The following is a 12,873-nucleotide window of genomic DNA, read 5'->3' as shown; positions in this document are numbered from 1 at the left end:
GGTTTTCGTTTATTTTAAACAATGAAATTTCCAAAATAAAAAGAGCCCCTTCATTTAAGAAAGGAGCTCAAAAGCACGCGCTGGCCAATCGGTAATAATAACATCTACGCCGTAATCAATCATAGTTTGTAAATCTTTATATTCATTAATGGTGTAAGGACGAAAAACGTATCCTTGCCCCTGTGCTAATTGGACAAACTCTTTCGTTAATAATTGAAAGTTTGGATGTAATCCAGTTGCCCCACGTTTTTTTGCTTCAGCAATAGGATCTGCAAGTGGTGTATCGTACAAAATCGCTCTTGGAATTTCTGGAGCAATTTCTGCTAATAATGAAACGGAATCGTGGTTAAATGATGAAAATGCAATTTGATTGGATAGATGATATTCACGAACGAGAGCGACGACCTTTTCTTCAATAATTGGATAGTGAATAACATCTGTTTTTAATTCAATGTTAAGTTGTAAGTTTGTTGTAGAGAGCCAAATAAATACTTCTCGTAACGTTGGGATTTTCACCTCATGGAAAGAAGGATCTTTATGGCTACCAGCATCTAAAGCTTGTAATTCCTCTACAGTTTTCTCAGAAACAAGTCCCACGCCATTTGTTGTACGGTCCACTGTTTCATCATGAATAACAACTAGTTCACCATCTTTTGATAGATGAACATCAAGTTCAATTCCGTGAGCACCAATGCGTTCAGCCTCTTGGAAGGCAATCATCGTATTTTCTGGGTGTGTTCCTTTTACCCCGCGATGAGCGAAAATAAGTGGTTTATTCATTTGGAAATCTCCTTATCATCTCTTTTCTTTCATTATGAAACTGCTTTGAGAAAAATACAATTCATATGAAAACATTTACAAAAGTATAATAGTTGCACAAAAGTTAACGTTAACGTAAAATGTAATGATCCGGTGAAGGGAGGAATACACATGTATAAAATTGATGAAGTAACAAAGCAAGTTGGTTTAACAAAGCGTACACTTCGTTATTATGAGGAAATTGGTTTAATTCATCCCCCAGAACGCAGTGAAGGGAATATTCGCCTGTATACAGACGAGGACATTGCAAGAATTAAAAGGATTGTGGAAGCGAAAGAAGTGCTAGGAATTACGCTTCAAGAAATGCAACATTTCTTATCGTTAAAAGAAAGAATGGAACAAAGAAGAAATAGTGAGAATCCGCGTGACCGTGAAGTGATTCAAGAAATTAAAGAGATGCTTGAAGAACAAGTGCAAACGTTAGACGAGAAAATGGAGCAAATGCAGCGCGTGAAGGCAGAGCTAGAGGATAGTTTAAGCCGTGCAGTTACATTTTTAGAGAATACAAAAGGAGAGTAATCAAAATGGAGAGCAAACAAAAATTAGGGAGATTGATTACAGTGGTGGCTACCTTCCTTGCCTTTTCAGGTATAGGGGTAGTCGACCCAATTTTACCAAGTATTGCTGAACAAATTGGTGCATCGCATTGGCAAGTCGAGATGTTATTTACATCATATATTTTAACGATGGCAATTATGATGTTACCAGCTGGAATATTTGCATCAAGATTTGGTGATAAACGAATGATGACGATTGGTCTTGCGATTGTGACTGTATTTGCATTTATATGTGGTATATCGCAAACGATTGCTCAATTATCTATTTTCCGCGCTGGGTGGGGATTAGGAAATGCGATGTTCTTCGCAACGGCGATGACATTATTAATTGCATTAAGTAAAGAAGTTCATGAAGCAGTAGGACTATATGAAGCAGCCATTGGTTTAGGGATGGCAGGTGGACCATTATTAGGCGGAATATTAGGTGGACATTCTTGGCGTTACCCATTTTTTGCGACGAGTATTTTAATTTCCTTAGCATTTATTTTAGTTTTCTTTTTTGTAAAAGAACCGGAGCGAAAAGTGAAGCGTAAAGCAGCAGGCATGGGGGAATTACTTAACTTGGTGAAGTATAAACCGTTTATGCAAGGTGCCATTTCAGGGATGTTATATTACTACGGATTTTTCGTCGTTTTAGCATATTCACCACTTATTATGCATTTATCTGCTATTCAATTAGGATTTGTATTTTGTGGATGGGGATTAGCGCTAGCTTACGGATCAGCAATTTTAGCACATAAGCTAGAAGGTAAATATGAACCAAAAACAGTGTTAAAGGGTAGTTTACTCGTATTTGCGATGTTATTAATTGCACTATTCTTCGTAAAAATTATGTGGTTACAAATCGTATTAATCGTCCTATCTGGATTAGCATCAGGATTAAATAATGCGTTATTTACAAGTTATGTAATGGATATTTCACCTTATGAAAGATCTATTACATCAGGTGTTTATAACTTCGTTCGTTGGTTAGGAGGCGCAATTGCTCCAATTTTATCAGGAGTTATCGGTCATACAGTTTCGCCGCAAAGCCCGTTTTTAGTCGGTGGAATTGTTGTGTTAGTTGGTTGCGTTATGATCTTAATTCCGATTCGTAAGCCGGTAGAAATAGAGACAAAAGCCCTTTCTTAAGAAAGGGTTTTCTTTCCTATTACAGAGCAAACCCTTTTCGCATATATGTTAGAACCCTCTGACTAAAATATATTTTCGGTATTTTTGTACTTTTAACTATACTTTTTGGATGTTTTGTTTTATTTTTGTTAGGGGACATTAATGATGTCCCTATTATAAATTTGCAGCGAAAGGCGTGATTGTACGATGGAACTATGGTTCACTGAAAAACAAACAAAGCATTTTGGAATTACGGCGCGTATTAACCGCACATTACATACGGAGCAAACAGAATTCCAAAAACTTGATATGGTTGAAACGGAAGAGTTTGGAAACATGCTTATTTTAGATGGCATGGTTATGACAACAGAAAAGGACGAGTTCGTTTATCATGAAATGGTAGCGCACGTACCTTTATTTACACATCCAAACCCTGAAAACGTATTAGTTGTTGGCGGAGGCGATGGTGGTGTTATTCGTGAAGTGTTAAAACACCCAAGCGTGAAGAAAGCAACTCTTGTTGAAATCGATGGAAAAGTAATTGAGTACTCTAAGCAGTACTTACCATCAATTGCAGGTGCATTAGATAATGAACGTGTAGAAGTAAAAGTAGGAGACGGTTTCCTACACATCGCAGAAAGCGAAAACGAATATGACGTAATTATGGTAGATTCTACTGAGCCAGTAGGCCCAGCAGTAAACTTATTTACAAAAGGCTTCTACGCTGGAATTTCAAAAGCGTTAAAAGAAGATGGTATTTTCGTTGCCCAAACGGACAACCCTTGGTTTACACCAGAACTAATTACAACTGTATTTAAAGACGTAAAAGAGATTTTCCCAATTACTCGTCTATACACAGCAAACATTCCGACGTATCCAAGTGGACTTTGGACGTTCACGATCGGATCTAAAAAACATGATCCATTAGAAGTAAGTGAAGAGCGTTTCCACGAAATCGAAACGAAATATTACACAAAAGAATTACACAATGCAGCATTCGTACTACCGAAATTTGTTGGCGATTTAATTAAGTAAGAAAATCGAGTTCGAACAAATAAGGTGCAAGTAGTTCATTTAAGGTGTTTGTCCAGAAGACTTGAACATGCTAGCTACTTGCACTTCTGTAAAGAAAATCGTCTTCTTATCGTTAAAAAAGAAGACCCGGTAAATCGAGAAAGAGGAGCAGTACGCTCCAAATTTGAGAAATAGTGAAAGGTTGGGATACCTTAAGTTCCACATAAGGAGGAAAAGAATATGCGTTTTGATGAAGCTTATTCAGGTAAAGTATTTATTAAAAGTCATCCAAGTTTTGAAGAGTCAGAGGCAGTTATTTACGGGATGCCAATGGATTGGACAGTAAGCTACCGTCCAGGTTCTCGTTTTGGCCCTGCACGTATTCGTGAAGTATCGATTGGACTAGAGGAATACAGTCCATATCTAGATCGTGAACTAGAAGAAGTAAAGTACTTTGATGCGGGTGATATTCCATTACCATTTGGGAACCCACAGCGCAGCATAGACATGATTGAAGAATATGTAGCAAAACTATTAGATGCCGGTAAGTTTCCACTAGGTCTCGGCGGAGAGCACTTAGTGTCTTGGCCAATTTTTAAGGCAATGGCAAAAAAATATCCGGATTTAGCAATCATCCATATGGATGCTCATACTGACTTACGTGAGTCATATGAGGGAGAGCCTTTATCCCACTCTACACCAATTCGTAAAGTGTGCGATTTAATTGGTCCGGAAAACGTATATTCTTTCGGTATTCGTTCTGGAATGAAGGAAGAATTCGAATGGGCAAAAGAAGTAGGTATGAACTTATATAAATTTAACGTATTAGAACCGTTAAAAGAAGTATTACCGAAACTTGCAGGACGCCCAGTCTATGTCACAATTGACATTGACGTATTAGACCCAGCTCACGCTCCTGGAACAGGAACATTAGAAGCTGGAGGTATCACATCTAAAGAACTATTAGAGTCCATCGTAGCAATTGCAAATTCAAATATAAAAGTAGTCGGAGCAGACTTAGTAGAAGTAGCTCCAGTCTACGATCATAGTGATCAAACACCAATCGCAGCAAGCAAATTCGTGCGGGAAATGCTGCTCGGTTGGGTGAAATAAAAGTGAAGCCGACTGTTTAGACCCGGTGACTAAGGTTCTTTCCTGCAAAAGGTGCTTTTTACCTTTTGGCAGGGAAGGTTCTTAGACGCAAGGGTCTAGAAGGCGTAGCTGGATAAAATAAAAGCCTCCTATATGAATAGGAGGCTTTTACTTTTGTCGTTATGTGTCGGTAAGTCGATATTCTTTGTCGAATCGCCGATATATTTAAAAAATCGCTGATATAATTCAAGTTGCGGTCGATATATTCGGAAAATCGCTGATATAATTTCACTTACCTTCATGCGACATCAAAAAAGAGCTATTCTCAAACGATGAGAATAGCTCTTTTTCTTATGCGATTTTCTCTTTCGAAGCAGTTCCGCGAATTTCATCAGCAGAACGGATTGGATATTTGCGGAACACAATGGAACCGACGTATCCAACAATTGTGGTAACGATTCCACATAATACGGCAGCAATCGTTACTTTTATTACATCATTAAATCCGAACAACACGAGAAGTCCTGGAATTGGTGATGCTGTCCCTGGTGCATTATTAACGAGCTGGAATAGCGACGTAATAATACCGGCAAGCGCACCGCCAACAAAGTTTGTCATATAGATAGGAATTGGGTTTGCTGAGACAACATCGGCTTGTGTTAACGGCTCGATTGCCACAGCGATTATATCTTTCTTTGAACAGATTTTTAGTCGTTTAAAGAAAATGAAGTTCATTGGGGCAGAAGCTGCTACGGCAAGACTACCAATTGCCATTGGTAAACCAGTTAATCCAAGCATTGCAGTTAGTGCCATAGAACTTAATGGAGATGTAGAAATAACTGTGATTAATCCACCAAGCATAATACCCATAATGATAGGACTTTCTGTAGTTGCAACTGAAATCATAGAACCGATTTTACCGAGTGTGGCATTAACGAGGGGATCCATAAGCATAGCCATTCCACGTGAAATTGGTGCGGCAATAAATAGAATTGCTAAAAATTCTACACCAGCTGGTAATTTCTTTTCGAGAAATTTCACGACGAAAGCACAAACGTATCCAGCGAAAAATCCTGGTAAAATACCGAACCCACTAGTAGCTATACCGATTAAAACAGCGTATACGGGTGAAACACCGATTGCTAATGCTACTAAAATTGCCGCGGCGACACCACTCATACTACCAGATGCTTCTCCTACTGATTGTAAAAAGTCATTATGAAACATTTCTCCACCGATATAACGGTGAAATGCCTCAATAAGAAAACTCGCGATTGCTGCATTAGCTAAAGCACCCATTGCTTTCATTCCGTAAGGAGCACGGTAACTAAAAAGTGTAAATAGACAGAGTACAACAAGTAATAGTGCTAAACCTTGCAAGATAGCCATTTGAGAACTGTCTCCTTTGATTTTTGTAATAAAAATTCGTATCATTCAATAATAATATAAAAGTTTGTTAAACGGAAAAACTTTTTGCCCGGAAATTGCTGTAAGGTGAAAAAGTCTTACAATAATGTAAGGGAAGTGTAAGGCATTTCGATGGAGTATAGTATGCTTTTTTTCGTATAATACAGGTATAGACATACGGTTAGTGAGAAAGAAGTGCAAACAGGAGGCGCATTTATGAAATTGGTCATTAAAGTTTTAGCTGTGTTCGCTATTATTTTAGGGGGAACAGCATATTATTTAAACACAAAAACAGAAGGGGTACATGCTTTTGTAGACAACTTCTTTTCAAATAAAGAAATACAAGATTATTATGCAGTTATAGATAAAGGTGAGAAAAAAGACGATGAATATTTGTATACATTTAAAGGGTATACGGAAGACGGAAAGCTACAAATTATTAAAAGAATAGTGAACCGTGAATTGCATACAGGTGATTTTATAAAAATTTATGCAAAGGGTATGCAAGGAAAAGGATGGGCTGAAATCCCGAAAGAATCAATCCCGCAAAAGGCATTACAAAAAATAGAAAAAGTTTAAAAGGAGCGAACAAATCGCTCCTTTTTTAATTCGTTAAAATTGTAATAGATGTGCTCTTTGTATTAGAAGTGATTGTTGCTCTTCCGCCAATGGGAAAAGTGAAAATAGGAGTTGTATGCCCAAAACTAGCATTTGCAATGATAGGTATATGTTTAAGTTCTACCTTTGAAGCAATCATTTCTTGAATGTCTGCTATCGCACATTCTGCTCCTTTTTGCATTCTTCCTATAACAATGCCTTTTACATGTTCAAAGTCAGGTTGCTGCATAAGAGAATGTAAATATCGATCAAAAGTTTTAAGAGTAGCTTTTTCTGTTAAACTATCCTCTTCAAGAAATAAAATTTTGTCCTGTAAGTTAGGCATATATGGCGTACCTTGTAGTAAATTAAATGTGCTCATATTACCACCAACAATATCTCCTGTAGTTTCTCCTTCTTGAATTGAAACATATCCTTCATTTTTAATAAATTCTCGATTTTCCTGATCAATATACCAAGAATCATCGCTCCATGTTTCAGCCGGCAATATTTCAATAGGCTCATTAGAAGTTAAGCATTTTAAAAAGTAATCGGTCGTATAATCGAGGCCTTTCTCCATTCCAAATGAAGAGAAGTGAGGACCTGAATATGTAACTAAGCCTGTTTTAGCATAAATCGCGTTAGTTAAAGCGGTAATATCAGAATAACCGCAGAAAAACTTCGGATTTTCTCGAATTAAATCATAATCGAGATGTTTCAATAAACCGTTAGAGTTGTATCCGCCAAGTGTCGTCAAAATTGCTTTTACATTAGGGTCTCTAAATGCTTCATGAAGATCTTGAACTCGTGAAGCAATAGAGGATGAAGAAAAGCGATCTATTTCTTCAGCATTTTTTGAGAATGTAACGTGAAAGCCCATATCGGTTAATCTTTTTGTGGCAAGCTCTCGGTTCGTATTTGAGACAATACTTAAACTACAAGATGGTGAAATAACCCTTATTTCATCACCTTTTTTTAATTTTGTTGGTAGCACCAAATTCACCCCTTTAAATGAAAGAATATTTAGATTTAAAAAATATTTTAACATATGAAATAAAGTGAAGGTGAATTATTTTTTGAAAAGGAGTTTTCCTGATTTTTCAGCAGACAGACAGAGTCTTTTTTTGATATGATAGGAAAAGTGATTTATTATAAGTAGTATTTAATATCTATAACATTTGAAGGGTGTGCAAGACGTGAAGAAACAACTTGCAGGCTTGCCGGTACACGTTCATTTCGTAACAGAAATCCGTGAAGGGGCGAGAAAGGAAGCCGTTGCTTTTGAAGCAAATGGTCAATACTATGTAAAAGGTCAAGGTACATATATAACATTCCAAGAGCCGAACGAACAAGGCGAAGTGAAAACAATTATTAAAATTCAAGATGAACAAGTTCTCATTATGCGTTCAGGTGCTATTTCTATGCGTCAGACGCATGTGAAAGGTGAATGGACAACTGGTACGTATACGAGTGAACTTGGTACGTTTGCATTGCAAACGAAAACTGATAACGTTCTTTTTAAATGGTCGGATGAAAAGAAAAAAGGACAACTCTTCTTAACGTACGCATTGCTTCTAAGTGAACAAGAAGCTGGCAGATATACAATTACAATTAATTTGAAGGAGGCAAAATAATGAATTCTTTAGAACAAGTAAAAGGATTGATTAAAGAAGAAATCCAAGCTGCTGTATTAAAGGCAGAATTAGCGACAGAAGAACAAATTCCAAACGTTGTATTAGAATCGCCAAAAGATAAAACAAATGGTGACTTCTCTACAAATATGGCAATGCAACTTGCACGCGTTGCGAAAAAAGCACCTCGTATGATTGCAGAAGAATTAGTTGCAAACTTCGATAAAGCAAAAGCTTCTATTGAAAAGATTGAAATCGCTGGTCCTGGTTTTATTAACTTCTACATGGATAATAGCTACTTAACAGACTTAATCCCAACAATCGTTAACGCTGGTGAAGCATACGGTGAAACGAATACTGGTAAAGGTGAAAAAGTACAAATTGAGTTCGTATCTGCGAATCCAACAGGCGACCTTCACTTAGGACATGCACGTGGTGCGGCAGTAGGTGACACTTTATGTAACGTATTAGCAAAAGCAGGATACGATGTATCTCGTGAGTACTACATTAATGATGCTGGTAACCAAATTCATAACTTAGCTCTTTCTGTTGAAGCTCGTTACATGCAAGCTTTAGGTTTAGAGAAAGAAATGCCAGAAGACGGTTACCATGGTGCGGACATTATTGGAATCGGTAAACGTTTAGCTGAAGAGTTTGGCGATCGTTATGCAAAAGCTGATGCAGAGGAAAGCTATGAATTCTATCGTTCATACGGTTTAAAATATGAGTTAGCAAAACTTCAAAAAGACTTAGCAAGCTTCCGTGTTAACTTTGATGTATGGTTCTCAGAAACATCATTATACAAAAACGGAAAAATTGATCAGGCTCTTGCTGTATTAAAAGAGCGTGACGAAATCTTTGAAGAAGGCGGAGCAACTTGGTTCCGTTCAATGACTTACGGTGACGACAAAAACCGTGTATTAATTAAAAATGACGGTTCTTACACATACTTAACGCCAGATATCGCTTACCACAGTGATAAATTAGAGCGTGGTTTTGATAAGCTAATCAACATTTGGGGTGCTGACCACCACGGTTACATTCCTCGTATGAAAGCTGCTATTCAAGCGCTAGGTTACGATAAAGGAACACTTGAAGTAGAAATCATCCAAATGGTACAACTGTACCAAAATGGTGAAAAAATGAAAATGAGTAAGCGTACAGGTAAAGCAGTTACACTTCGTGAGCTTATGGAAGAAGTAGGCGTGGACGCAATGCGTTACTTCTTCGCAATGCGTAGCGGTGATTCTCATTTAGACTTCGATATGGACTTAGCTGTATCAAAATCTAATGAAAACCCAGTATACTATGCACAATATGCACATGCTCGTGTATGCAGCATCCTTCGTCAAGGTGAAGAGTTAGGATTAGCTACAGGCGGAGACGTGAATTACAAACTTGTTACTTCTGAGAAAGAAGTAGAGTTACTGAAAAAACTTGGTGAATTCCCAGCTGTAGTTGCGGATGCAGCGCAAAAACGTCTGCCACACCGCATTACAAGCTATGCATTTGAATTAGCAGCAGCATTACACAGCTTCTACAATGCAGAAAAAGTATTAAACCAAGATAACTTAGAATTAAGTAAAGCTCGTTACGAATTAATGAAGGCAGTACGCACTACACTTCAAAATGCATTAGCAATCGTAGGAGTATCTGCACCAGAAAAAATGTAGTAGACAAAAGAAAAGATACTTATTTTTGTTTAGAAGTGATATACAAGTTGATATAAAGACATCTGATCAGTCTATAAACTGATTAGATGTCAAAGAAAAAAGACCAACGAAAAGACGTATGGGGGAGAACCTCACGTACGTCTTGATGAGGGGAAACTGAAATAAAAAAAGAGATGGCAGAGCTGTCTTTTTTTTGTGCCAGTTTTCTATTCTAAATACATGTTATGGTGATGAAGTGAGAATAGAAAACTAACAATTAACTATTGATTTTTGGGGACAATTCTAGAATAATAGATTGTTGGGGGTGAAATTTCCAAAATCAGTATATGTATTATTAGTTGATGGAAAGTTACTAGGAAATGGTGTGACTGTTGTAAAAAACATTGTTATAGCTAGGCCAAATACTAAAATAACAATTCATCTAACCAAGTATTTAAACAATTATTCATTAATCATGAAAACTTCCAACCTAGTCAAGAAACTAGGGGATTATGTTTAAAATAGTACAATTAAAGTTTTCATGATTTTATAAAAATAATGAAAGGATATAAATCTCTCGGTTTTGATATTATCATCATATATAAGCTCATTTTAATTCTTCGACATAGCCATGGAACCCATTAGGCAAAGTGTTCTTTCTCGACACTCATTTATATACTCCAAAAATGAAAAGGCTGAATTTCGTATTTCTATACGATTTACATGAAATCAGTTGACAATCGTACTCTTTTTTAATTACCCCCAAATTCGGTCCATTGTATTCAAATTTGGAGAATATGACTTTCATCTTGCATAGGCAAACAATACTTCATCCAGGGCGTTTTTAATTATAAAATGCTGGTGTAGAATGCTTCTTATTCTACTTGTTTCGGTGTGTAGGTCGTTGTAAACACAAAACGTTTTAACATATGGCCAATTTCACCTCAACTTATAATGGCAGAAAACGCATCTTCAATAACATCTTTTAGAATACGAGTATCCAAGTATGTTTCACAGTTGTAACTTTCCTTGGCTGATATGCTAATTTCGATTATAGATGGTACTTCTTGTTATTCTTTAGGAGGATAAGTAAAGAAGTTGACCAAACGCATAGTTACTGTGAAGTAGCTCGTTCATACTTGCCAGCAATGAAATTTTTGCATTTATAGAGCAAACGTTTGTATTGGGTTTGAAGAAATTTCTAAAATGTCACAGCATAATAAGACGACAATGGCTGTCATGAGCTTTATCGTGAATGCTTTTCGAATTGCCTTCTTCTAGCTTTGAAGTTATTCTGTGGTCCGTTCATGTGTGCTTGTAATTTGAATTTCTTTATCAAAATTTTTCCTGTCCTGTATCTGTTTTTGTTAAACGGTATAGGCCAGAAGTAAAATGTCGGAGAAATTAGATGAATCTATATAAGAGCCAAACTCCAAGTTTCTAAATAATAGAAGGGTTAAAAAAAGAGAAAAAGATGATAACAGCTATCAAGCACATTTTAGTAAAGTGGCTTAATGACATTGAATAGTAGAATCTTTGTCATAGTATATTTGTCCTAGAATCTAGAAACATTTAATTTTATAGGGAGGATAACAGAAAATATGTATTTAAAAAGGATAACTTCAATTTTTTCGATTATAATGATTTTTATGTTTACTATAGGCCAGAGTCTTTTACCTATAGTAGCAAATGCACAGGAGCTAAGCACAGCAGGACTTGTGGATAGTTTTCAGATTGGTAAAACAAATCTAAGTACCACAGAACGGACTAAAGTAACTGTAAACTTCAGTGAAAAAGATGGACTTAGGCTGAAGCCTGGAGACACACTAACATTAACACTGCCTCCAGAATTAAAAGGATTAGATAGAGAGTTTCCATTAGATGACTATGGTACTTGTAAAGTTACAGCAGGTACTGTGGTATGTACATTTAATGATAAAGTGAGTACACATGAAAATATCCAAGGGTATTTAAACTTTTTCGTGGAAGCTACTAATGTAGGAACGGATCAAAAGAAAGAGATTGAAACCAATTTCGGTACAACTGTAGATAAGCAGTCTGTAACAATTACCGGTCCAAGTAGTGGTGGTGGCACAGATCCTGGAAAGCAACCGTTTTTTTATAAAACTGGTGATATGAACTCAGGTAAGGACAATGAAGTACGTTGGTTCTTGAATATAAATTTAAATAAAGAAGAGTTAAGTCGTGATATTGTTGTGACTGATAATTTACAGGAAGGTCAAACACTTAATAAGGATAGTTTCTATATAAGTGTAGATAATTATCTAGGTAATCGATATTTAACGCTACAAGAGTTTGAAAAGCAAGGTTACGGAACGATTACCTTTACTGGTGACAGATCATTTAAAGTTGTGCTTAATAAGGATAAAGCACGTCTTGCCGCCTTTTCGATTGGTTATACATCTACTATAACGGAAGCCGGAAAGAAGCAAGAGTTTTTTAAGAATGATTATACGATTGATTACCAAGTTTGGAACAAAGAGCCAGTTAATGAATCGGGCAGTTACCCAGTCGAAAATATGGAAGCTGGCGGTGGTGCTACTGGTAACAAGGTTCCAAAAGGAAAGCTAAAAATTGTTAAACATATTGAAGGAAATAAAGAAAAAGTAATCCCGAATGTTTCGTTTAAGTTGTATAAAGAGTCTGGTGAACAAGTTGGGGGCGAATATAAAACAAATGAAAAAGGGATAGTTGAAACTCCTCAATTATCACCAGGTAAATATTATGTACAAGAGGTTTCAGCTCCAGACTATATTGATTTCGATCCTCAGAAAAAAGTAGAGTTTGAAATAAAATCAGATGCTGAAAATGGAGTCGAACTGGATATTCCAAATAAAGTGAAAACTACATTTGTTTCAGGAACGAAGATGTGGAAGACTACAACAACAAGTTCAACACACGCCCAGAAAGCATCACAGTTCAATTGCTTCAAAATGGAACAGAGTTCAAAACAGAAGAAGTGAAAGCTGATAA

At 36.6% G+C, this 12,873-nt stretch carries 11 protein-coding genes and 1 pseudogene; 9 read left to right on the top strand and 3 right to left on the bottom strand.

Translation table 11 applies throughout. From position 1 onward, the window contains the following. Positions 1–54 precede the first annotated feature (54 nt). On the bottom strand, positions 55–780 hold the full coding sequence (locus V7038_RS21055; RefSeq protein WP_335695607.1) for a glycerophosphodiester phosphodiesterase: 726 nt from the start codon (positions 778–780) through the stop codon (positions 55–57). 150 nt (positions 781–930) lie between these two features. Here V7038_RS21055 and V7038_RS21050 point away from each other — a divergent pair, with 150 nt between their 5' ends. The 4 genes from V7038_RS21050 (at position 931) to speB (ending at position 4,613) form a co-directional block, all read left to right on the top strand. After that, entirely contained in the window at positions 931–1,338 is a 408-nt protein-coding gene (locus V7038_RS21050; protein ID WP_002113105.1) for a MerR family transcriptional regulator, read from the top strand. Positions 1,339–1,343: 5 nt separating this feature from the next. Continuing rightward, positions 1,344–2,507: an MFS transporter gene (locus tag V7038_RS21045; RefSeq protein WP_070170731.1), complete on the top strand. Its 1,164-nt coding sequence runs from the start codon at positions 1,344–1,346 to the stop codon at positions 2,505–2,507. Between the two features lie 186 nt (positions 2,508–2,693). Beyond that, complete coding sequence (speE, locus tag V7038_RS21040; RefSeq protein ID WP_070147064.1) at positions 2,694–3,521, top strand: polyamine aminopropyltransferase; 828 nt, start codon at positions 2,694–2,696, stop codon at positions 3,519–3,521. A gap of 219 nt (positions 3,522–3,740) precedes the next feature. Further along, positions 3,741–4,613, top strand: coding sequence for an agmatinase (gene speB / locus V7038_RS21035; RefSeq protein WP_002113102.1), 873 nt, complete (start codon positions 3,741–3,743; stop codon positions 4,611–4,613). 330 nt (positions 4,614–4,943) lie between these two features. Here the strand turns inward: speB and V7038_RS21030 are convergent, their stop codons facing one another. Further along, positions 4,944–5,981: a PTS sugar transporter subunit IIC gene (locus V7038_RS21030; protein ID WP_070140174.1), complete on the bottom strand. Its 1,038-nt coding sequence runs from the start codon at positions 5,979–5,981 to the stop codon at positions 4,944–4,946. 234 nt (positions 5,982–6,215) lie between these two features. On the opposite strand from V7038_RS21030, the gene V7038_RS21025 reads away from it, so the two are divergent. Then, entirely contained in the window at positions 6,216–6,578 is a 363-nt protein-coding gene (locus V7038_RS21025; RefSeq protein WP_002113100.1) for a YxeA family protein, read from the top strand. A gap of 25 nt (positions 6,579–6,603) precedes the next feature. Here the strand turns inward: V7038_RS21025 and V7038_RS21020 are convergent, their stop codons facing one another. Continuing rightward, the gene (locus V7038_RS21020) at positions 6,604–7,644 is read right to left on the bottom strand and encodes a S66 family peptidase (protein ID WP_171903078.1); all 1,041 of its coding nucleotides are present in this window, start codon (positions 7,642–7,644) and stop codon (positions 6,604–6,606) included. A 148-nt stretch (positions 7,645–7,792) separates the two neighbouring features. On the opposite strand from V7038_RS21020, the gene V7038_RS21015 reads away from it, so the two are divergent. The 4 genes and pseudogenes from V7038_RS21015 to V7038_RS21000 form a co-directional block, all read left to right on the top strand. Then, a complete protein-coding gene (locus V7038_RS21015; RefSeq protein ID WP_002113098.1) occupies positions 7,793–8,230 on the top strand; it encodes a DUF1934 domain-containing protein in 438 nt (145 codons plus the stop codon). Then, the gene (gene argS, locus V7038_RS21010; protein ID WP_002113097.1) at positions 8,230–9,900 is read left to right on the top strand and encodes an arginine--tRNA ligase; all 1,671 of its coding nucleotides are present in this window, start codon (positions 8,230–8,232) and stop codon (positions 9,898–9,900) included. Before V7038_RS21015 ends, argS begins: the two co-directional genes overlap by 1 nt. A gap of 1,580 nt (positions 9,901–11,480) precedes the next feature. Further along, positions 11,481–12,647, top strand: a pseudogene (locus V7038_RS21005) (collagen binding domain-containing protein); the annotation flags it as partial. Positions 12,648–12,769: 122 nt separating this feature from the next. Beyond that, positions 12,770–12,873: Cna B-type domain-containing protein (locus V7038_RS21000; protein WP_335695610.1), on the top strand; the 104-nt coding region annotated here is incomplete at its 3' end.

Source organism: Bacillus sp. JJ783, from assembly GCF_036963225.1.
Classification (GTDB): domain Bacteria; phylum Bacillota; class Bacilli; order Bacillales; family Bacillaceae_G; genus Bacillus_A; species Bacillus_A cereus_U.
The sequence above is the reverse complement of the archived record's forward strand: the minus strand, read 5'-3'. Positions and strand labels throughout refer to the sequence as shown.